We start from the raw sequence: 21,431 nt of genomic DNA on the forward strand, positions 1-21,431 counted from the left end.
AAATAGACCGAAAGGCTGACAGACCATGGAACACGATCACCACCACGCGGCACCCGACGTGCCCTCGGGGGCCGTGACGGCGAAAGACCCGGTCTGCGGGATGACGGTTGCAGTCAAGCCCGATGGACGTCACGCCGAGTTCCAGGGCGAATCCTTCCATTTCTGTTCGGAGAAATGCCAGACGAAGTTCACGGCGGACCCGTGGTACTATGCCTCGGGAAGGGCCGCCGGACAAAAGAAGGCCGCACCGGCCAACGTCCAGTACACCTGTCCGATGCACCCCGAGATTGTTAGGGATGCGCCGGGATCCTGCCCGATCTGCGGCATGGCGCTGGAACCGATGGTGCCCTCCGACGAGCCCAGCGAGGAACTGACAGACTTCACACGCCGGATGTGGATCTCGGCTGCCGCCGCGGTGCCGCTTATTGTCCTGACGATGGGTGAACTGGTGGCGCTGCCGGCGCGCGACTGGATCGGGCACCGAGTTGCGGGCTATCTGGAATTCCTGCTGGCAACACCGATCGTGCTGTGGGAGGCGCTGCCGTTCTTCAAGCGCGGCTGGGACTCGATCGTGAACCGAAGCCCCAACATGTGGACGCTGATCAGCCTCGGCGTGGCGGCGGCCTACCTCTACTCGATTGTTGCTACCTTCATGCCAGGCGTCTTTCCGGAACAGTATCGGATGGGGCACGGCGTGGGGACGTATTTCGAGGCGGCGGTTGTGATCGTGACGCTGGTCTTCGTGGGCCAGGTGCTGGAACTGCGCGCACGCGAACGCACGGGGGATGCGATCCGCGCGCTCCTCGATCTCGCCCCAAAGACGGCGCGGCGTATCCTGCCAGACGGTACCGAATACGACGCGCCGCTTGAAAACATCATGGAGGGGGACCGGCTGCGCGTCCGCCCCGGCGATGCGGTCCCTGTCGACGGAATGGTGATCGACGGGCGGTCGTCGCTGGACGAAAGCATGCTGACCGGCGAGTCGATACCCGTCGAGAAAGGCCCGGGCGATGCGGTGACCGGTGCGACCATCAACAAGAACGGCTCTCTGGTGATCGAGGCCGGCAAGGTCGGATCCGACACCGTGCTGGCGCAGATCGTCGCGATGGTGTCGAACGCGCGCCGGTCGCGCGCGCCGATCCAGGGTCTGGCTGACCGGGTGTCGGCGGTATTCGTGCCAACGGTGGTGCTGATCGCCATCGTCGCCTTCGTTGTCTGGCTGACCATCGGCCCAGAACCCGCGCTGGTCTTCGCCATCGCTTCGGCGGTGTCCGTCCTGATCATCGCCTGTCCCTGCGCGCTTGGGCTGGCCACGCCGATCTCGATCACAACGGCAGCAGGACGCGGGGCACAGGCGGGCGTACTGATCAAGGACGCCGAGGCGCCGGAACGCATGGCGGCCGTCGATACGCTCATCGTGGACAAGACCGGCACTCTGACCTTGGGCAAGCCGAAGCTGACGGACGTTGTGGCGCTTGGCGACATCACCGACACCGACCTGCTTTCGCTGGCCGCAGCGCTGGAGCGCGGTTCGGAACACCCGCTGGCTGAGGCGATCGTCGAGGGAGCCGAGGCGCAAAGGGCCCCGCGTCAGGAGGCCACGGACTTCGGTGCCGTCACCGGCAAGGGCGTACAGGGCAGCGTCGGTGGGCGTGCGGTGGCGCTCGGCAACGCGGCGATTATGCGGGAGATGGGTCTGGACACGGGTGCGGCCGAGGCGCGCGCCGACACCCTGCGCGCTGAGGGCAAGACGGCGATGTTCGTCGCTTTCGATGGCGCGCTCGTCGGCATCGTGGCGGTCGCCGACCCGATCAAGGACTCGACCGCACAGGCGATCCGCGAACTTCATGCCCAGGGTCTGAGGGTGATAATGGCGACGGGCGACAACGAGCGCACAGCGCAGGCAGTGGCAGGCAAGCTCGGGATCGACGAGGTGCGGGCGGGCGTGCTGCCCGAAGCCAAGAAGGTCCTGATCGACCAGTTGCGTCGAGAGGGCCACAAGATCGCAATGGCGGGCGACGGAGTGAACGACGCGCCCGCGCTGGCCGCCGCGGATGTCGGCATCGCGATGGGCACGGGCGCGGATGTGGCGATGGAAAGCGCCGGCATCACCCTGCTGGGCGGCGACCTGATGGGCATCGTCCGGGCGCGTAAATTGGCCCGGGCGACCCTGCGCAACATCAAGCAGAACCTGTTCTTCGCCTTCGCCTACAACACGCTTGGCGTGCCCATTGCGGCGGGACTTTTGTACCCTGTCACCGGCCTTCTCCTGTCGCCGATGATCGCGGCGGCCGCGATGAGCCTGTCCTCCGTCTCGGTGATCACCAACGCCCTACGGCTCAGGCGGGTCGATCTCTGACCCGCGAGTCCAAACATGGCACTTCGAAGGGAAAATCCGATGAACCAAGACACTTTTCCCGCCGCACGCTCCTGGTCGGCAGATCTGCACTGGCGGCTGCGCCGCCCTTGAGAGCCCTGGCGCAAGGTGCCGGGCCGGCGATCCACGTGATGAAAGACCCCAGCTGCGGCTGCTGCTCGGCCTGGATCGGGATCCTCGAAAACGACGGTTTCATCGTCACGACCGAAGCGAGCGCCGGTACGCTTCTGATGCGCTACAAGCTGGACAACGGTATCCCGCAGGAGATGGTCTCCTGCCATATGGGTCGCGTGATTAGGCTACATGATCGAGGGCCACGTCCCTGTTGCCGAAATTCGCCGTCTGCTGGTGGAACGCCTCGACGCGGTCGGCCTCGCAGTGCCCGGCATGCCCTACGGCTCGCCTGGGATGGGGCCGGAAAGCGAGCGCGAGGCCTATGAGGTATTCCTGATCCAGCGCGACGGATCGACCGAGGTGTTCACCAGCTGCGCTGCCGCGTGGCCTTGAAGCTGCGATTCCGCTTCTGATCAGGGGCGAGAACACAGGCGCGCCTGCTCCCGCATCACGGCGTAGTCGCTCAGAATCTCGGCGTTGGCGGATCCGTCCGACAGAAAAGCCAACTCCTTGGCCATTGCTCGTCCCCGATGAACACTAGGAGGCCCCGAAGAGTCCAATCTCTGCCAGCGCATCGAAACACCCGCTAAGGAGTGCGAAATCACGCGATCTAAACATAAACACACACTGCACACGACACCGCACAAGCCACTGATATTCTACCGGAATTGCCACCATCCATCACTGAACAGGCGCATAGCACGTCTTCGAACGACCGCTTCGAACCGGACTACAGACCTTGGTGCAGAGCGCAGCATTCGGTAGTATGGGCTCTCACTTAGCCTCGCTGCAATCCACCTTAAGGTCCGCATTGCCGCCCATCACATGGAAAACCCGCTGCATCGAATAGAGTGGGGCCTCTGCGACCTAACAATTGCGGCGTTCCCTGGATCCACATACGTGTTGTTGCAGGAACTCGGCCTGCCACTCGATATGATCTACCGACCATAAAACGGAAATATGATCTGCGGATCATAAGGCATCAAAGGCAGCTGAGCGACGTCGTGCGCCAGCAACAATGGCTTCGGCCAATGGCTGCGGGAACCCTTCCGGCAAGTCTGCAAGTGTCTTGTCCAAGGCGGGTTCAAGCTCCGTCGCGATGTTCGACAAGACCTCTTCCGCCAGCGCCACACCAAAACCAGCCGCCTTTGCAGCCTGCGGGAAATGGCGCGGCACCACCTCGTTGATCCGATAGTGCCCGTCGACCGCCATCGCGAGACGCATCCGGTTTTGGCGAATTTGACCGTCATCCACGGCTTTTTGTGCGCTCAGCACGTCATAAAGCGGGGTCAAAAGGAAACCGCCAGGGCGCAATGCAATACTGAAATTCTTCGCATGCCCATCTGTCGCCCCCAACAGCCAAAACAGCACCTGCGCGCGGAAGAAGGCGCGTTGATCTGCCTCGGGGTCATCACTGCCCGCCAGCAACCCGATCCCTTCGGTGATCCCAGGCCCACCATCCATTTGGTATTTCTGACTGGGCGGGACTGAGAGCGCTTGGCAAAAGTCTTCCTGCGGGAGGCGGATCAAGCGGCCATCCTTGGTCCAGCGCCGGTCGAACCGGGTCACGACAAGGCTCCGCACGTCCTCGAAGTCGGCAATCTCGACCTCCGCGATATCCATGCCCATGGCACGGCAAACGCTCATGCAGAATAATTCGTTCTCAACACTGTCAGACAAATCGATCCCTGCGGGCAGAACGCCGAGTTGGGTCTTGAGGATATGGGTTGTTGGGGTGAGCCCCGATGGACGGATCCACGCGCCCTCGTGGCGTAGCAGCGCCGTTTTCTCCTGCGCCCCTGCGATAGAAATGCGGAAGTCGTCTTCCTCGTCCAAGCCAAGGGGGGCACTTGCGAGGTTGCGTAACATATCCGCAATCTGTGCCTCGGAAACAGGCTCTCCCTCGAGTGCGCCAACCTCGGGGATCTTACCCGAAACGAACTGCAAGGCCCCCACGCAATCGCGGCCGATCTTCTCCAGCATGTGCCACGCGTCCGTGCCGCCTGCGCGCACCCGTGCAGCAACGCGTTCTCGTATCGCCTGATTGTCTGGCAGCAGGTTTTCAAGGTAGGCAATGACAGGCCCGCCCTGGTGCGCCTCTTCACGCAAAGGCAGCGAAAGCGAGATGGGCATGGCGTGTTCCCACGACAGCCAGTCCGGATCATAGGTGAAGCTGATTGCGCCCGAGCCAGCGAGACGCAAGGCCCCCACCAACCGTCCGTTCAGAAGCACTTGCATCGTGCCACTACGCCCGCGTTTGGCCATCAGAAGATATCCTCAATTTCAAGCGAGCCACCGCGCTCCACCAATCGGAACTCAAGCCCAAGTGCCGCCATGACAGCGAGCACCGTGGCGAGTTTGGTTCCCGCGTCGCCATTCTCGAGCGACGAAATCGTCGCGACGCGCAAATTCGTGCGCGCGCTGATGTCGCTTTGGGTCCAGCCGCGCGCTTTGCGCGTCCGGCGAAGTGCCTCGCCAATCTGCTCGGCCGTTCGTGCTGTGAGGTCCATGATGCCGCTCCTTTTACGGCACAGCGTAAATTAAAACAAATTACGCTGCAACGTAAATATCTACTTTTTACGCCATGGCGTAACAATCGAGCCGCACTTATGCCTGTAGCCCCGCAGCGCGCACCTGCTCGGGCGTCACCAGCTTTGACGCGATCAAGCCCTCAATCTGCCGGTTTGTGATATGGCGGCACAAGGGATGGCGCTCGTGGATCCACTCGACGAGGCTGGCGCGGCCTTTAGCTTCGGCCTCTCGCGCCTTCTCCCGGTCCGCCTGTATCTGGGCGAGCCCTTTTTCCCAACGTCGCATCTTGAACCAGTTGTCCGAGAAGCAGACCTTGCTGCGCGTGTAGCCCTCGCTTTCCTTCGCATAGGCTTTGACCGCTTGCAGAAGGTCATCGGGCTTTACCCCGGCCTTCACGGCGGCTGCGATCAGGCGCAACGTAGTTAGTCGGTCTCGGATCCTGTCTTCGGGATAGGCCGCTAAGATCTTCTCAGATTCAAGATCTTCAACCTCCTCCGCCGCCTCGCGCCTGCGCGTAGGTGGTTTATGGATGGTTTTAGGATGGTTTGGGGTCCACCGTGAACCCCGTACCCCGTTCACCGTGGACCCCGTACCGGGTTCAGGCTGGACGGGGTTCACAGTGACCCCCGTGTCGATGTCGGGCTCAGCCGTGGGTTCGAGCGCGGCCACGCGCTCCAGAACGATACGGTAAATGACCGTATAGCCGTTCTTGCAGTGCCGCCGCCCCGTCTCGATCAGAATGCCTTCGCGCAGGAAGTCGATGATGGTGCGCTTGACCGTGCTCTCGCTGAGCTCTGTGTGGCGCTGAATTGTCCCCTTCGAACACCAGATGCCCGAGCCGTCATCGCTCGCCTTGTCCGCCAAGAACATAATGATCTGCTTGCGCGCGGCGCTGCCGAAGCGACGCTCTGCGCATTCATTTGCAACCGCCCAACTCATCGAATTATCCCAAGGTTAGAAACGATTTTGTGAGCATTCTGGCACGCAAACAGCGTTGAAACTTTCGCCTTTTGTTCACTTTTTGTCAGGAGGTGTTTTGCACCCATAAGCCGTTGTTTTTGCGACCGTTCTTTCTGGATTGCAAATCCGTGTACACCGGTTCGATTCCGGTACTCGCCTCCACTCTCTCTACAAAACAGACTATTCCACTGACGCGCGGCTTGCGTCATTCGGCCCCACGCCCCTGAGGGATGACCTCGTATCCGGGCTCTTCCGGTTCGTCGTCCTCCATCTCGGGCGGAAAACCGGAGGCTGTGATGTCTAGACCGGTTGCATCCTCCAGACGTCGGATGATGTTGGGAGACAATTCACGTTCACCATAGCGGGCAATTCCGTCCTCGAAAATCTGGATCATGACCGGGTTGATCTCCAGCGGTACACCGGCGCGGTCAGCGACGTCCTGAAACAGCCCGATATCCTTTTTCACCAGGTCCATCGTAAAGGAAATGTCGCGCGATCCGTTCAGGATCACCTGGCTTTCGGTCTCATGCACAAAGGATGTACCTGACGAGATTTTGATCGCCTCGTAGGTCGTGTTCAGGTCCATCCCGGCGGCCTTGGCGGTCACGAGCGCTTCGGCGCAGGTGATCAGGTTTGCCGTGGCCAGATAGTTGGTCAGCACCTTCAGCACCGACGCTGAGCCCAACTCGCCCGTGTGCAGCACGCGACGGCCCATCGTGGTCAGAAAGGGCAAAATACGTTCGAACGTCGCGCGGTCGCAGCCCGCGAAGATCGAGATATTGCCTGTCGCCGCCCGATGGCACCCGCCCGAGACAGGGCAGTCGACGGCCGCCCCACCGCGTTCGATGACCTGTGTACCCAGTCGCTTGACCTCGGCCTCGTCGGTGGTGGACATCTCCATCCAGATCTTGCCGGGGCTGACCTCAGGCAGCATCTCCTCCATCACCGCGTCAGAAGCGGCAGGCGATGGCAGGCAGGTAATAACCGCGTCGCAATCGCGCATCAGCTGGGCCGGGCTTTCGGCGGCCTTGGCCCCCTGCGCCACGAAGCCAGCGACCAGATCAGGGTTCAGATCGTGCACCGTAAGGTCGATCCCGTTGCGCAACAACGATCCTGACAGCTTGCCGCCCACATTGCCCAACCCGATAAAGCCCACTTTCATGCGACACTCCTCCCTGCTTGCGCCGTTTCGGTCATGGCAGCACGGTGCAGCACCTCAGTTCATGCCGCCCAGCGACGCTTACAGGTCGCTTTTCCACCGCCGCCGCACAGATGCTTGCGACTCGCTTGACAAGCCCCTGTCCGGTGCCGCATGTCCGATCCGTTGGTGTCCTCTGCACGAGGATGAAAAGGGAATGCGTCAACGGATCATCCGCCAAACGCAGCCGCCCCCGCGACCGTGACCGGAGAGGGTGCCCAAGCCACTGGCCAAACAGGCCGGGAAGGCGGGACATCCGACAGGGCAATCGCCCTGACATCCGCAAGCCGGGAGACCTGCCAGCACCCGCGATTGAAACCGGACGGGGTGTTCCGGTGTCGGGTCACACGCGACCCGCTTGAAACCCCGTCCCCCACGATGAGGATTTGGGGGGATGAGAGACATGACCGAGACCACTCCGGTCGAGCTGCTGGTTTGCACCACGTGCCGCCGCGGCCTACCTGTTGAAGATGATGCAGACCGCCCTGGCACGTTGTTGCACAAGGCGCTGGAACAGGCCGATCTGCCCGAAGGCGTAACGCTGAAAGCCGTCGAATGCCTGTCGAATTGCGATCAAGGCTGTTCAATCGTTCTGCGCGGCGGGCCCGAGCGCTGGACCTTTGTTTATGAGAACCTGAACGAAGTCGATCATGTCGACGTGATCGTTGACGGCGCGACCAAGTATCTGGCCACCGAAGACGGCTTGGTCAAATGGCGCGAGCGCCCCGAACATTTCCGCAAAAACTGCGCCTCGCGCATCCCCCCGATTGGAGCCTAACATGTCCACTTTGGAAAAACTTCCCGTTACTGTGATCACCGGCTTTCTGGGCTCGGGCAAAACCACGCTGGTGCGGCACCTGATGCAGAACCCGCAGGGCAAGCGTCTGGCCGTTGTGGTCAACGAGTTTGGCGATGTCGGCGTGGATGGCGATATCCTGAAATCCTGCGCCATTCCCGATTGCCCGGCGGAAAACATCATGGAACTGGCCAATGGCTGCATCTGCTGCACCGTGGCCGATGATTTCATCCCCACGATCGAGGCGCTGATGGCGCTGGAGCCGCGCCCCGAGCATATCCTGATCGAAACCTCCGGTTTGGCGCTGCCCAAGCCGCTGCTGAAAGCGTTCGACTGGCCCGATATCCGATCCAAGATCACCGTTGACGGCGTGATCGCGCTGGCCGACGCCGAGGCTGTTGCCGCCGGTCGCTTTGCCCCGAATGTCGCGGCGGTGGATGCCCAGCGTCTGGCCGACGACTCCATCGACCACGAAACGCCTCTGTCCGAGGTGTTCGAGGATCAGATCTCCTGCGCCGATATCATCCTGCTGACCAAGCCTGATCTGGCCGGCCCCGAAGGTGTCGCCAAAGCCAAAGAGATCATCGCCGCAGAGGCCCCGCGCCCTCTGCCGGTCGTCGAAGTGGCCGAAGGCGTTGTGGACGTGCGCGTCGTGCTGGGTCTTGAGGCTGCCGCCGAGGATGACATGGAGGCTCGGCCCAGCCATCATGATGGCCACCATGATCACGAGCACGATGATTTCGAAAGCATCATCGTCGAGCTGCCGGAACAGACCGACCCGGCCGATCTGGTCGCGAAAATCGAACGTCTTGCCAAAGAACTGAACATCCTGCGCGTCAAAGGCTATGCCGCTGTTCAGGGCAAGCCAATGCGCCTGCTGGTTCAAGCCGTCGGCGCGCGTGTGCGTCACCAGTATGACCGTCCGTGGGAGCCCGGCGAAGAGCGCCGCTCGCGTCTGGTGGTGATCGCCGAGCATGACGATATCAAAGAGGCTGAAATCCGCGAAATCCTTGCGGGCGTCACCGAAGCCGCCGAGTAAGCACAGAGTAAACCATGCACGTCGTCTTCCGCGAAAGCCACGGGTTAGAGGATTCTGAGACCCCAACCGATCTGGGCCAGAGCCCGGCGGATTTGGTGGTGCTGTCGTTTTCGGACAGTGACCTTGGCGCTTTCGCGGCAGGCTGGCATCGTGGCGGCGGCCCCGAGGGTCGGATGCCGACCCTGCGACTGGCCAATCTGACGGCTCTGAAACATCCTCTGTCCGTTGACACCTATGTCGAGCAGACGTTGGAGGGCGCCAAGGGAATCCTGATCCGTCTGATCGGTGGGGTGCCTTATTGGGCTTACGGGCTACAGCAGGTTCTGGCCCTGGCGCAGGCCAAGGGAATTGCTGTGGCCGTTCTGCCCGCAGACGGGCGCGAGGATACGCGACTGGATGAGTATTCCACCCTGCCCGTCTCCACCCTGCGCCGCTTAGCGCACCTGTGTGACACCGGCGGCGAGGTTGCAGCACAAGCCGCTTTGGCACAGATGGCACTGGCAGCGGGGCTCTATGCGGGCCCGGTGATGGGCGCCAAATCCCTGCCCGACTGCGGCGCATGGTGCCCCGATCGCGGAGTGATTCCGGCGGAACAGGCGTTTTCCGGGGATGCGAAACGCATCCTCGTCACCTTCTACCGCGCTTATCTGACATCCGCCGACACCGCCCCCGTGGCCGCCCTTATCCGCAGTCTGCGCGCACGTGGATTTGAAGCCGTGGGGCTCTTCGCCCCTTCGCTAAAGGCCCCGGCAGCTGCGGACTGGCTGCGCAACACCGTCACCGCGTTGACCCCATCCGCGATCATCAACGCCACCTCCTTCTCGGGTAAAAGCGCATCTGGCACCTCGCCCTTGGACGCCGCCAATGTACCCGTCTTCCAAGTCGCACTGGCCACCTCGCGCCGCAAAGCCTGGGCCGAAGCGGAACGCGGTCTCTCGCCCGCCGACCTCGCCATGCATGTGGTGCTGCCCGAGGTGGACGGGCGGATTTCAGCAGGCATCGCCTCGTTCAAGGAGCCGGGCAAGCGCGACCAGCATCTGGAATATTCCCGCTTTGCCCACCGGGCCGAAGAGGAACGGATCGAAGCCATCCTTGACCGGGTGACCGGCTGGCTGAACCTGCAGGATAAACCCAAAGCCGATCAAGTGCCCGCGCTGGTGCTGTCCACCTATCCCGGCAAAGATTGGCAAATGGCCCATGCGGTGGGCCTCGACGCGCTGGCCTCGGCTGAGGCGATGCTGTCCGACCTGCAAGCCGAGGGCTATGATACCGCCCCTGCCAAACCAATCGCTGATACGCTGCTGAACGCCCGGATCGCATGGCCGCTGGCCGAGTATCAGGCCGCGCTTGCGGACCTGCCCGAACAGCTGCGCACCGACTTGCATACGGTTTGGGGCGCTCCCGAGGATGACGCCGCTTACACCGATGGTGCCTTTCACTTCACCGCCCTGCGTCGGGGCAAAGCTCTGGTCGCCTTGCAACCTGAACGCGGCACGCCCGAGCTACGCGATGACGACTATCATGACCTGTCGCGCACCCCGCGCCACAGCTATGTCGCCTTTTACCTTTGGCTGCGTAAAAGCTTGAATGCCGATGCGCTGATCCACATCGGAGCCCATGGCACGTTGGAATGGCTGCCCGGCAAATCCGTGGCGCTCTCAGCCGGTTGCTGGCCCGAGGCGCTGATCCGCGACCTGCCAGTGATCTACCCCTTCATCGTCAATGACCCCGGCGAGGCGGCGCAAGCCAAGCGCCGGATCGGCGCGGTCACGCTGGGCCACATCCCGCCCGCTTTGAAAGAAAGCGGTACACCGGATCGGATGGTACGGCTGGAGTCCCTGCTGGACGAATTCTCGAACGCCGATGGTCTGGACCCCAAGCGCCGCGACCGTTTGCAAGAGGATATCCGGAATGAGGCTCAGGCCATCGGGCTGGAAAGCGATCTGGGTCTGGATCAGGCCACCTGCACCGCCGAGGCGATCACCCGCATCGACCGCTTTGTCTGTGACATCAAGGAAAGCCAGTTCGGCGACGGGCTGCACATCTTTGGCCGGGTGCCAGAAGTGACCGGCAATTTCGACCCCGCGCCTTCCGCCCAGTCTGAACGCAACGCCCTAATCGACGCACTAGCCGGAAAGCGGATCGAGGCCGGGCCATCCGGTTCGCCCTATCGTGGCCGCTCGGACGTGCTGCCTACCGGGCGGAACCTTTATACCACCGATCCGCGCTCGGTCCCGACTCGTGCGGCCTATACCCAAGGCGTGAAACTGGCCGAGGAACTGGTGCGGCGTCACCTGCAAGAGGAAGGCGATTATCCCAAAGGGCTGATCGTTGACCTCTGGGGTTCGGCCACCATGCGCACCGCCGGGGAAGAATTCGCCATGGCGCTGCACCTGCTGGGCGTCAAACCGGTCTGGGATAAGGGATCCGAGCGGGTCTCGGGCATCGAAGTTCTGCCCATCACCGACCTTAGCCGCCCGCGTCTGGACGTAACGCTGCGGGTCTCGGGCCTGTTCCGCGACGTGTTCCCAACGCTTTCGGCGCTGTACGGTCAGGCGATCCGGGCGCTGTCGGCGCGCGATGAGGCCGCCGATTGGAACCCCTATGCCGGTCAGGAGCCCGCCGCCCGCGTTTATGGCCCCGCCCCCGGCAGCTATGGCGTGAACATGACGCAATTGTCGGAAATCTACACCGACGAGGCGCGCGCGCAGGCGGGTGAGGCATGGCTGGATGCAAGCTCTTACGCGTTGGAGGGCGAGCACATCGCGCAAGACAAAGACGGCATCACCCAGCGCGTCGCCAATGCCGACAGTTTCGTGCACCTGCAGGATCTGACCGAGACCGACCTGCTGCTGGCCAATGACTATGCAACGCATGAGGCCGGGTTTGCCGCCGCCAAAAAGATCACAGGCGGCACGGCGCAGCTTTATCATCTGGACAATACCAACCCCGACACCCCGCGCGCGCGCACCCTGCCCGAGGAAATCAGCCGCGTGGTCCACGCCCGCGCCGCCAACCCCGGCTGGATCGCCGGGATGCAACGCCACGGATTCCGGGGCGCAGCCGAGATCGCCGCGACGCTGGATCATATGGCCTCATTCGCGCATCTATCTGGCACAGTCGCGCCGCACCTTTTCGACCTTTACCACGATGCCACGCTGGGCGACGCTGAGGTCAACGCCTTTCTGGCCGAGGCCAACTCTAAAGCGCATCAGGCCATGCAGGACCGGTTCCGCGCTTTGCTTGAGGCGGGGCTTTGGAACACACGCCGCAACTCGATTCGCGCCGATCTGGAGGGGCTGGGATGAGCGCCCCCGTCGTACAGGGTTGGTGCCCCGGCGCGCACCGTCCGATGATGTCGGGCGATGGGCTGGTGGTCCGGGTGCGGCCGCGGCTGGCTCGTCTGACAGCTGAGCAGGCCTTAGGTCTGTGCGATCTGGCGGAACACTTTGGCAATGGCACCATCGACCTGACCAACCGCGCCAACCTGCAGCTGCGGGGCGTGGCCGAGGCGGATCATCAATCCCTGCTGGCCGAACTGGCCGCGCTGAACCTGCTGGACGCCGAGCCGGGGATCGAGGTGCGCCGCAACATTCTGGTCTCACCTCTGTACCAATCCGGAGACCTGACCGCTCGGCTGGCGCAAGAGCTTATTGACCGGCTGGCCGAACTGCCCGCACTGCCCGCCAAGTTCGGCTTTGCCATCGACACTGGACCTGAGCGCCTGCTGGCTGGGGATTCAGCCGATATCCGGCTGGAAACAAGCCCAGAGGGTTTGATCTTGCGCGCTGATGGGGCAAACACCGGACGTTTGGTCCAAGAATCGGAAGCCATCGACCTGCTGATCGCCTTGGCCGCATGGTTCTCCCAAAACTACACGCCCGAGAGCAGGCGCATGGCCCGCGTGGTCTCGAACTTGCCGCCGGAGTGTCAAGGAACGACACCGGGCCCGGTGGGCACCCCGCTGCAACCCGGACTCTGCGATCAGGGGACGCTCTATGGTGCAGCCTTTGGGCAACTGCCTGCGCGCGCCCTGAAAGGCCTGATCGCGCAAAGCAGGGCCGTTGCCTTGCGGGTCACCCCTTGGCGCTTGATCCTGTTGGAAGGTGGGGCGGCGATACCCGCGCCGGCCTTTGTTACGGACGGAACCGACCCGCTTGTGACGACCGACGCGTGCCCCGGCGCGCCATATTGCCCGCAAGCGCAGGTGGAAACCCGCGACGTCGCCCGTGCTTTGGCCGCACGCGTACCGGGCAGCCTGCATGTCTCGGGCTGCGCCAAAGGATGCGCGCGCATGGGCCTGGCCGATGTGACGCTGATCGGCAATGCCGGACGATTTGATCTTGTCAAACAGGGCCGCGCGGGGGATGAGCCCTGCCAGACCGGCCTGACCGAAGAAACACTGATGAATATGGACTTCACCTGATGCCCTATACTTATGAAACCGATGGCGCTGCGATCTATAAGGAAAGCTTTGCCACCATCCGGTCCGAGGCTGATCTTGCCCGGTTCGACGCCGACGAGGAACAGGTCGCCGTCCGCATGATCCACGCGGCCGGCATGGTGGGGCTTGAAGAGTTCGTGCATTTCTCGCCCGGTTTTGTGGCCGCCGCCCGCACTGCAATGGAAGCCGGCGCACCCATCCTGTGCGATGCGCGCATGGTCAGCGAGGGCGTGACCCGGTTCCGTCTGCCCGCCGACAATGAGGTGATCTGCACACTGCATGACGAACGCGTGCGCCCGCTGGCCGCTGAGATGAGCAACACGCGTTCCGCCGCTGCGCTGGAGCTGTGGCGTCCTCATCTGGACGGCGCCGTTGTCGCAATTGGCAACGCTCCTACCGCGCTGTTCCATCTGCTGAACATGCTGGAAGACCCCGACTGCCCACGCCCCGCCGCCATTATCGGCTGCCCCGTGGGCTTTGTCGGCGCGGTCGAATCCAAAGACGCCCTGTGGGAGGCACAGCCAGTGCCCTCCTGCATCGTCAAGGGCCGCCTGGGCGGCAGCGCCATCACCGTCGCCGCCATCAACGCCATCGCGAGCCGCGCGGAATGAGCGGCACAATCTATGGCGTGGGCCTCGGCCCCGGCGATCCCGACCTGATGAGCGTCCGGGCCGACCGCCTATTGCGCAACGCGCGTCATGTGGCGTTTTTCCGCAAGCCCGGCCGCAGTGGACAGGCGCGCAAGATCGTCAATGGGATGATACCCGAAGATGCCGTCGAATTCCCGATGGAGTACCCGGTCACAACCGAGATCCCAGTGAGCGATCCGCGCTATAACGAGCTGCTCTCGGCGTTTTACGAAGACTGCGCCGCGCATCTGAAGGCTCTGTCCGAACAGGGCGAAGACGTGGTGGTCTTGTGCGAGGGCGATCCGTTTTTCTACGGCTCTTTCATGCATCTTTACAACCGGTTGCGCGACGAGTCTGATGTCGAGGTCGTGCCTGCCATCACCGGCATGTCGGGCGCGTGGACAGCGACCGGAGACCCGATCACCTGGGGTGATGACGTGCTGACCGTACTGGTGGGTACTCTGCCCGAGGACGATCTGGCGCAGCGCATGGCACAGACAGACGCGCTGGTCGTGATGAAGATCGGGCGCAATATCGACAAGGTGAAGCGCGCGCTGAAAACGGCGGGCCTCTATGACCGCGCGTGGATCGTGGAATTTGCGCAAATGCCGAACCAGACGGTGACGAAACTGTCTGAGGCTTGTGAAAAGGTCACACCCTATTTCTCGATCATCATCGTGCACGGTCAGGGGCGCAGGCCATGAGCGGCTGGGTCAAGATCGCCGGTCTTGGACCAGGGGCTGATGCGCTGGTGACGCCCGAGGTGACTGCCGCTTTGGCCGAGGCCACAGATGTGGTCGGCTATATTCCCTACGTGGCCCGCGTGGCCGAGCGCCCCGGCCTGACACTGCACTCCAGTGACAACCGCGTCGAGATCGACCGCTCGCAGCACGCGCTGCAAATGGCGGCTGAGGGCAAACGCGTGGTCGTTGTGTCCTCGGGCGATCCCGGCGTGTTTGCGATGGCGGCGGCTGTGTTTGAGGCGCTAGAAGATGGCCCGTCCGAGTGGCGCAATATCCAGATTGATGTGCTGCCGGGGATCACGGCGATGTTGGCGGCCTCGGCCCGTGCGGGCGCGCCAATGGGGCATGATTTCTGCGCCATCAACCTGAGTGACAACCTCAAACCATGGTCTCTGATCGAAAAGCGTCTGCGGCTGGCCGCGCAGGCGGATTTCTCGATGGCGTTCTACAATCCGCGCTCGAAGTCTCGCCCCGAGGGCTTTGTAAAGACGCTGGAGATCCTGCGAGAAGAATGCGAGCCCGAACGGCTGATCCTGTTTGCCCGCGCCGTATCCCGCGCCGATGAAGCCATTCGGATTTCGACACTGGCCGAGGCCACACCCGAGATGGCAGATATGCAGACGGTGGTCATCGTCGGCTCGTCCCGCACCCGCGTGATCGAACGCGACGGCGCGCCCATCGTCTACACGCCGAGGTTCACGCCAGAATGAGCCAGCCAGTCCAGAACCTGAGCAACGCTCGACAATTCGACCCGCTGCGGCAGGGCCGGACGGTCGATCATCAGCACCGGCAGGCCCAGCGCCCGCGCCGCGTCCAGCTTGGCGCGCGCGCCAAGGCCGCCTGCGTTCTTGGACACGACCAACTGGATCCCATGGCGCTGCATCAGCGCCTGATCATCGGCCAGAGTGAATGGCCCGCGCGAGACAACCACGTCGCAGTTCGGCAACGGCAGAGCACCCGGTTCATCGACCAGCCGCAACAAGTAACGATGCTGAGGCTGGGCGGCGAACTCCTCAAGATGCATCCGGCCCACGGCCAGAAACACCCGCTGTGGCGCGCCGGACAGGGCGGCCACCGCGCCGTCGATATCCGGAACATGCTGCCAGTCGTCCCCATCCTGTTCCACCCATGCCGGGCGGGTCAGCGCGGCCAGAGGCACGTCGGCCTTATGGCAGGCGGCCACCGCGTTGGCGCTCATCTGGGCGGCAAAGGGGTGCGTGGCGTCGATCACGTGGGTGATCGCGTGATCGCGCAGGTAGGTGGTCAGGCCGTCCACGCCTCCGAACCCGCCCACGCGCATCGGCAACGGCTGCGGGCGCGGGTTATCAACGCGGCCCGCATAGGAATAGGTCGCTTGGATGCCCCGTTCGGCCACGGTTTTAGCCAGGGCGTTGGCCTCGGTCGTGCCGCCAAGGATCAGGAGGTGTGTCATGCATGAAGCTCCGTGGCTGACCGTTCTGGGACTGGGTGAGGATGGGCTTGATGGCCTGTCGCCCGCAAGCCGTCAAGTGCTGGAGCGCGCCGAAATCATCATGGGTCCGCCGCGCCATCTGTCGCTGATCCCCGATAGTACGGCCCAGAGGGTCGAATGGCCGGTGCCCTTTGCCGATGGTCTGCCCGTGCTGACGGGGTTCCGGGGGCGGCCCACTGTCGTGCTGGCCTCGGGCGATCCGTTCTGGTTTGGTGCCGGATCGGTCATAGCGCGCAATTTCGAGGCTTGGGAATGGACCGCCCTGCCCGGCCAGTCGACCTTTTCCTTGGCCGCCGCGCGGCTGGGCTGGCCGCTGGAGGCGACGCTGACTTTCGGCCTGCACGCCGCCCCCCTGACGCGGCTGCGACCGCATCTGTCGCCAGGCCTGCGCGCCATTCTGTTGCTGCGCAACGGGGCTGCGGTGACGGAACTGGCGACCTACCTGACCGAAACCGGCTTTGCCGACACCCGCCTGCACGTGATGGAGGCGCTCGGCGGCCCTCGTGAACGTTCCCGCAGTGTGTCCCTGACCGAGGCGCTGCTGGGCGGGTTCGATCACCCGGTCTGCGTCGCGCTTGAAGTCGCAGGCGAGGGTCGCGCGCTGCCCAAATCCTCAGGCAAGCCGGATGAGATATTCGAGACCGACGGCCAGATCACCAAACGCCCTGTCCGCGCCCTAACCCTGTCAGCGCTGGCCCCGCATCGCGGTGAGCATCTGTGGGATATCGGAGGCGGCACCGGCTCGATCAGTATCGAGTGGTTGATGTGCGATCCGACCCTCACGGCCACCACGATTGAACCCCGCGCCGACCGGGCCGAGCGGATTCGTCGCAATGCCGATGCGCTGGGTCAGGATCGGCTGACCGTCATCCACGGCACTGCGCCCGATGCGCTGGACGGGTTGTCCCTGCCGGATGTGGTGTTCATCGGTGGAGGTCTAAGCGCCGCGCTGCTGGACTGGCTGTATGCCACTTTGCCCGCTGGTACCCGCTTAGTCGCCAATGCAGTGACACTGGAGAGCGAGGCGTTGCTGGCGCAGTGGCATGAGAAACGCGGCGGCGATCTTTTGCGGATTGAATTGGCGCAGGCTGCGCCATTGGGGCCGCGCCGGGGTTGGAAATCCGGCTATCCGGTGGTGCAGTGGAGCGTCACGCTATGATCGTCGCGGGCCTTGGCTTTTCCTCCACCGCGACGGTGGACAGTCTGCGCGCGGCCTTTGCGGCTGCCGCCTCTGACCACCCCGTCAGCGCCTTGGCGACCGTCGCGGACAAAGAGGGCCATGCTGCGCTGGCAGAATTCGCAGCCGTAACCGCCCTGCCCCTGCATTTCATCGCGCCCGCCGATCTGGCCGGGCAGCGCACGCTCACCTGCTCGCCCCGCAGCCGCGCCAGTTATGGCACCGGCAGCGTGGCCGAAGCATCCGCCCTTGCCGCCGCTGGATCTGGCGCGCGGCTGCTTTCACCCCGACAGATATCAGACGACCGGCTGGCCACCTGCGCCATCGCCATCGGAGGACAAAAATGACAGTTCATTTCATCGGCGCCGGACCGGGCGCTGCCGACCTGCTGACCCTGCGCGGGCGCGATATCATCGCGTCCTGTCCCGTGTGCCTCTATGCGGGCTCGCTGGTGCCCGAGGAAATCCTTGGCCACTGCCCCGAGGGAGCCAAGATCATCAACACCGCGCCGATGGATCTGGATCAGATCATGGCCGAGATCGATGCCGCCCATAAGGCTGGTCAGGATGTGGCCCGCCTGCATTCGGGCGATCTGTCGGTCTGGTCCGCCATGGGCGAACAAATCCGCCGGTTGAAAGAGATGGGTATCCCGGTCAGCGTCACGCCCGGCGTGCCGTCCTTTGCCGCGGCAGCCGCGGCCTTGGGCACGGAACTGACACTACCCGGCCTCGCGCAATCGGTGGTGCTGACCCGCACGCCGGGCCGCGCGTCTTCGATGCCCGAGGGTGAGACGCTTGAGAACTTCGCCCGCACCGGCGCAACGCTGGCCATTCACCTGTCGATTGGCAATTTAGACAAGGTCATCGCCGACCTGACCCCGGCCTATGGGGCCGATTGCCCGGTGGCCGTTGTCTATCGCGCCAGCTGGCCCGATGAACGCATCATCCGTGCAACGCTGGAGACGCTGAAAGACGCGCTGGACGACGGCATCGCCCGCGCCGCGCTGATCATGGTCGGCCCAGCGCTTGCGGGGGAAGGGTTCGACGAAAGCTGTCTGTATTCCAAGGATTACGACCGCCGCTATCGCCCGCAAAGCGCCGACAGCCCGTGGTCCAGCTGGAGCCCCGAGGATGAATGACGCGATGACTAACCCTCCGGGTCTTCTGATTTCTGCGCCGTCCTCGGGCACCGGCAAGACCACGGTCATGCTGGGCCTGTTGCGTGCGCTGGCCGAGGATGGGCTGACCGTTCAGCCTTTTAAAAGCGGACCAGATTATATCGACCCGGCCTTTCACCGGGCGGCTGCGGGGCGGGCCTCGTTCAATTTGGACAGCTGGGCCATGGGAGAGCCTCTGTTGGACGCCATTTCTGCACAGGCCGAAGGCGCGGATATCGTGGTCGCCGAGGGCTCAATGGGGCTGTTCGACGGCGTCGCCAAACCCGGAGAGCTGGGCTATGGCTCGAGTGCAGAGACGGCGCAGCGCATGGGCTGGCCGGTGGTGCTGGTACTGGATGTGGGCGGTCAGGCGCAGTCGGCGGCAGCGACGGCTTTGGGGTTCAAGATGTATAACCCCGATCTGCCCTTTGCCGGCGTGATCCTGAACCGCTGCGCCAGCCCCCGGCATGAGCGGTTGACGCGGCTGGGGATGGAGCGCGCGGGCCTGCCGGTTCTGGGCGTGTTGCCCCGGCGCGGCGACCTGACCCTGCCCGAGCGGCATCTGGGTCTGATCCAGGCTGTCGAACACCCCGACCTGGAAAGCGCAATTGTCGGCTATGTTGCGTTCCTGCGCGAGCATGTCGATCTTGAGGCGATCAAGCGGGCGGCATCCTCAGGCCCGAATGGGCCATCGTCCGCCGCGCTGCCGCGGCCCCCGGCGCAACGGATCGCACTGGCCCGCGATGCAGCGTTTTCCTTCACCTATCCCCATTTGCTGGAAGGTTGGCGTGCGGCAGGGGCCGAGGTGTTGCCCTTCTCGCCCTTGGCCAATGAAGCCCCGGCTGCGGATGCCGATCTGGTTTGGTTGCCGGGCGGATATCCTGAACTGCATGCAGGCACTCTGGCCGCTGCATCGAGTTTTCAGGAGGGGTTGCGGAACCACGCGCAGACCAAGCCCGTTCATGGGGAATGCGGGGGGTATATGGCGCTGGGACAGGCTCTGATCGATAAAGAGGGTGTCTCGCATCAGATGGCCGGGTTGTTGAGGCTGGTGACATCTTACGAGAAGCGCAAGTTCAATCTGGGGTATCGCCGGGCCGAGCTGCTGGCCCCCATGCCCGGCTTTGCCGTAGGCACGGGCCTGCGGGGGCATGAGTTCCACTATTCCTCAATCATCGAGCAACCTGACGCGCCTTTGGCCCGTGTGTTTGACGCAGAAGGGGCCGAAGGGCCGCAGACCGGATCGGTGCGTGGCAACGTGACCGGCACGTTCTTTCACCTGATCGCGGAGGCCTCAGTATGAGTGGGTTTGTCTCGTTCATCGGCTCAGGTCCGGGCGATCCGGAATTGCTGACGCTCAAGGCCGTAGATCGGATGCAAAAGGCGGATGCGGTGCTGTTTGATGACCTCAGCAGCGGGCCGATCTTAACCCATGCGCGCGAGGATGCCGATCTGGTGGGCGTGGGCAAACGGGCGGGTCGCCCCTCGCCCAAGCAGGACCATGTCAGCCGGTTGTTGGTGGATTACGCCCTGACCGGGCAGCGGGTCGTGCGGTTGAAATCCGGCGATGGCGGCATGTTTGGACGTCTGGAAGAAGAACTGGTTGCCCTGCGCGCGGCTGGGATCGAATACGAGATCATCCCCGGCATCCCCTCAGCTGTAGCGGCGGCGGCGGCGGCTGGCATCCCGCTGACCCGTAGGCTAACCGCGCGACGGGTGCAGTTTGTCACCGGCCATGATGTCAGCGGCAAACTGCCCGAGGACCTGAACCTGCCCGCGCTGGCCGACCCGGATGCGACCACCGTCGTCTTCATGGGCAAGCGCACCTTTCCTCTGCTGGTCGAAACGCTGCACGCACATGGCCTGCCGCTGGAAACGCCAGCACTGATGGCCGAATCCGTCTCGACCCCCGAGCAGAAGCTGCATCGCAGTACTGTAGGCGCGCTGTCCAATAAACTGGCGGACGAGATAGGCACCGCCCCGGCGCTGATCCTTTACGGCCCGCTGGCAGAGTTTGACGATGTTTGACCTGACCTTGATCGGCATCGGCACCGGGAACCCTGACCACGTGACCTTTCAGGGCGCGCAGGCGATCCGCTCGGCGGACCTGATCCTGATCCCCCGCAAGGGCGAGAATAAGGCCGATCTAGCCGGGCTGCGCGAAAAGATCATTGCGCAGGTGACCGACACGCCGCCGCAGATCGCCTATTTCGACATCCCCAAGCGCCGGTCCGACGACGGATATCTGCGCGGGGTGGATGAATGGCACGACGCGATTGTATTGCGCTGGAGCGAGGCAATCGCCGCCCATCCTGGAGCACGACATGTAGCTCTACTGATCTGGGGCGATCCGTCGCTTTATGACAGTTCACTGCGGATTGCAGAGCGGCTGGACCCTCAACCGACGACGCGGGTGATCCCTGGCATTACAGCGCTGCAGGCGTTGACGGCTGCCCACGTGATTCCGATCAACGATCTGGGTGCCCCCTACATCGTGACCACGGGGCGGCGGATTCGCGACGAAGGGTGGCCGGACGGTGCGTCAAACGTGGCGGTAATGCTGGATGGTGAGTGCTCGTTCCAACATCTTCAGATGGCAGATTATGACATCTGGTGGGGGGCGTACGTGGGCATGAAAGAGGAAATTCTGATCAAGGGGCCCTTGGCTGAGGTTGCGCAGCAGATTCTGGACACCCGTGCAGCTGCGCGCGCCGATCACGGGTGGATCATGGATATTTATCTTCTCAAAAAGTGCGTGAACTGACCAAATTGGTCGCGAATGGTGATTGCGCCAC

General features: G+C 63.4%; 19 protein-coding genes, 1 pseudogene and 1 riboswitch. Of the genes and pseudogenes, 15 read left to right on the plus strand and 5 right to left on the minus strand.

Annotation, left to right across the window (positions count from 1 at the left end; genetic code table 11):
* Positions 1–25 precede the first annotated feature (25 nt).
* Together AC2FJ6_RS03820 and AC2FJ6_RS03825 are read left to right on the plus strand one after the other, a co-directional pair.
* Complete coding sequence (locus AC2FJ6_RS03820; protein WP_496668451.1) at positions 26–2,359, plus strand: heavy metal translocating P-type ATPase; 2,334 nt, start codon at positions 26–28, stop codon at positions 2,357–2,359.
* A gap of 71 nt (positions 2,360–2,430) precedes the next feature.
* Positions 2,431–2,884 (plus strand): annotated as a pseudogene (locus AC2FJ6_RS03825) (DUF411 domain-containing protein).
* 579 nt (positions 2,885–3,463) lie between these two features.
* Here the strand turns inward: AC2FJ6_RS03825 and AC2FJ6_RS03830 are convergent.
* From AC2FJ6_RS03830 to AC2FJ6_RS03845, 4 genes are all read right to left on the minus strand, one after another.
* Positions 3,464–4,756, minus strand: a complete 1,293-nt coding sequence (locus AC2FJ6_RS03830; RefSeq protein ID WP_496668453.1) for a type II toxin-antitoxin system HipA family toxin — start codon at positions 4,754–4,756, stop codon at positions 3,464–3,466.
* Positions 4,756–5,001, minus strand: coding sequence for a helix-turn-helix domain-containing protein (locus tag AC2FJ6_RS03835; RefSeq protein ID WP_036560649.1), 246 nt, complete (start codon positions 4,999–5,001; stop codon positions 4,756–4,758). The genes AC2FJ6_RS03830 and AC2FJ6_RS03835 overlap by 1 nt, the downstream gene beginning before the upstream one ends.
* Before the next feature lie 97 nt (positions 5,002–5,098).
* Positions 5,099–5,962, minus strand: a complete 864-nt coding sequence (locus AC2FJ6_RS03840) for a hypothetical protein (RefSeq protein ID WP_496668455.1) — start codon at positions 5,960–5,962, stop codon at positions 5,099–5,101.
* Positions 5,963–6,188: 226 nt separating this feature from the next.
* Complete coding sequence (locus tag AC2FJ6_RS03845; protein ID WP_496668457.1) at positions 6,189–7,145, minus strand: NAD(P)-dependent oxidoreductase; 957 nt, start codon at positions 7,143–7,145, stop codon at positions 6,189–6,191.
* Between the two features lie 146 nt (positions 7,146–7,291).
* A riboswitch (cobalamin riboswitch) is annotated at positions 7,292–7,499 on the plus strand.
* An 85-nt stretch (positions 7,500–7,584) separates the two neighbouring features.
* On the opposite strand from AC2FJ6_RS03845, the gene AC2FJ6_RS03850 reads away from it, so the two are divergent.
* Genes AC2FJ6_RS03850 through cobJ form a run of 7 tightly spaced genes read left to right on the plus strand, consistent with a single transcriptional unit; the run spans position 7,585 to position 15,542 of the window.
* The gene (locus AC2FJ6_RS03850; RefSeq protein ID WP_496668459.1) at positions 7,585–7,959 is read left to right on the plus strand and encodes a DUF1636 family protein; all 375 of its coding nucleotides are present in this window, start codon (positions 7,585–7,587) and stop codon (positions 7,957–7,959) included.
* Position 7,960: 1 nt separating this feature from the next.
* Entirely contained in the window at positions 7,961–9,016 is a 1,056-nt protein-coding gene (gene cobW, locus AC2FJ6_RS03855; RefSeq protein WP_170770244.1) for a cobalamin biosynthesis protein CobW, read from the plus strand.
* Positions 9,017–9,030: 14 nt separating this feature from the next.
* Positions 9,031–12,324 carry a cobaltochelatase subunit CobN gene (gene cobN / locus AC2FJ6_RS03860; protein WP_170770242.1) on the plus strand — a complete coding sequence of 1,098 codons (3,294 nt, stop codon included), beginning with the start codon at positions 9,031–9,033 and terminating at the stop codon, positions 12,322–12,324.
* The gene (gene cobG / locus AC2FJ6_RS03865; RefSeq protein ID WP_170770240.1) at positions 12,321–13,442 is read left to right on the plus strand and encodes a precorrin-3B synthase; all 1,122 of its coding nucleotides are present in this window, start codon (positions 12,321–12,323) and stop codon (positions 13,440–13,442) included. The genes cobN and cobG overlap by 4 nt, the downstream gene beginning before the upstream one ends.
* A complete protein-coding gene (locus tag AC2FJ6_RS03870; RefSeq protein ID WP_170770238.1) occupies positions 13,442–14,071 on the plus strand; it encodes a precorrin-8X methylmutase in 630 nt (209 codons plus the stop codon). The genes cobG and AC2FJ6_RS03870 overlap by 1 nt, the downstream gene beginning before the upstream one ends.
* Positions 14,068–14,793, plus strand: a complete 726-nt coding sequence (locus AC2FJ6_RS03875; RefSeq protein WP_170770236.1) for a precorrin-2 C(20)-methyltransferase — start codon at positions 14,068–14,070, stop codon at positions 14,791–14,793. Before AC2FJ6_RS03870 ends, AC2FJ6_RS03875 begins: the two co-directional genes overlap by 4 nt.
* Positions 14,790–15,542, plus strand: a complete 753-nt coding sequence (cobJ, locus tag AC2FJ6_RS03880) for a precorrin-3B C(17)-methyltransferase (protein WP_170770234.1) — start codon at positions 14,790–14,792, stop codon at positions 15,540–15,542. Before AC2FJ6_RS03875 ends, cobJ begins: the two co-directional genes overlap by 4 nt.
* On the opposite strand, the gene AC2FJ6_RS03885 is transcribed toward cobJ, so the two are convergent.
* Positions 15,515–16,264, minus strand: coding sequence for a cobalt-precorrin-6A reductase (locus tag AC2FJ6_RS03885; RefSeq protein WP_170770232.1), 750 nt, complete (start codon positions 16,262–16,264; stop codon positions 15,515–15,517). The two genes, cobJ and AC2FJ6_RS03885, sit on opposite strands and share 28 nt — an antisense overlap.
* Between AC2FJ6_RS03885 and cbiE the strand changes: the two genes are divergently transcribed.
* The 6 genes from cbiE to cobF are packed head-to-tail and all read left to right on the plus strand — an operon-like array spanning position 16,263 to position 21,400.
* Positions 16,263–17,462 carry a precorrin-6y C5,15-methyltransferase (decarboxylating) subunit CbiE gene (gene cbiE / locus AC2FJ6_RS03890; protein ID WP_170770230.1) on the plus strand — a complete coding sequence of 400 codons (1,200 nt, stop codon included), beginning with the start codon at positions 16,263–16,265 and terminating at the stop codon, positions 17,460–17,462. The genes AC2FJ6_RS03885 and cbiE overlap by 2 nt on opposite strands.
* The gene (locus AC2FJ6_RS03895; protein WP_170770228.1) at positions 17,459–17,827 is read left to right on the plus strand and encodes a cobalamin biosynthesis protein; all 369 of its coding nucleotides are present in this window, start codon (positions 17,459–17,461) and stop codon (positions 17,825–17,827) included. The genes cbiE and AC2FJ6_RS03895 overlap by 4 nt, the downstream gene beginning before the upstream one ends.
* Entirely contained in the window at positions 17,824–18,618 is a 795-nt protein-coding gene (cobM, locus tag AC2FJ6_RS03900; protein ID WP_496668461.1) for a precorrin-4 C(11)-methyltransferase, read from the plus strand. The genes AC2FJ6_RS03895 and cobM overlap by 4 nt, the downstream gene beginning before the upstream one ends.
* On the plus strand, positions 18,611–19,939 hold the full coding sequence (locus tag AC2FJ6_RS03905; protein WP_414478945.1) for a cobyrinic acid a,c-diamide synthase CobB: 1,329 nt from the start codon (positions 18,611–18,613) through the stop codon (positions 19,937–19,939). The genes cobM and AC2FJ6_RS03905 overlap by 8 nt, the downstream gene beginning before the upstream one ends.
* Positions 19,936–20,664 carry a uroporphyrinogen-III C-methyltransferase gene (gene cobA / locus AC2FJ6_RS03910; protein WP_480502663.1) on the plus strand — a complete coding sequence of 243 codons (729 nt, stop codon included), beginning with the start codon at positions 19,936–19,938 and terminating at the stop codon, positions 20,662–20,664. The genes AC2FJ6_RS03905 and cobA overlap by 4 nt, the downstream gene beginning before the upstream one ends.
* Positions 20,657–21,400 carry a precorrin-6A synthase (deacetylating) gene (cobF, locus tag AC2FJ6_RS03915; protein ID WP_480874543.1) on the plus strand — a complete coding sequence of 248 codons (744 nt, stop codon included), beginning with the start codon at positions 20,657–20,659 and terminating at the stop codon, positions 21,398–21,400. Before cobA ends, cobF begins: the two co-directional genes overlap by 8 nt.
* Positions 21,401–21,431: the final 31 nt, after the last annotated feature.

Source organism: Ruegeria sp. CDSA089, assembly GCF_059612205.1.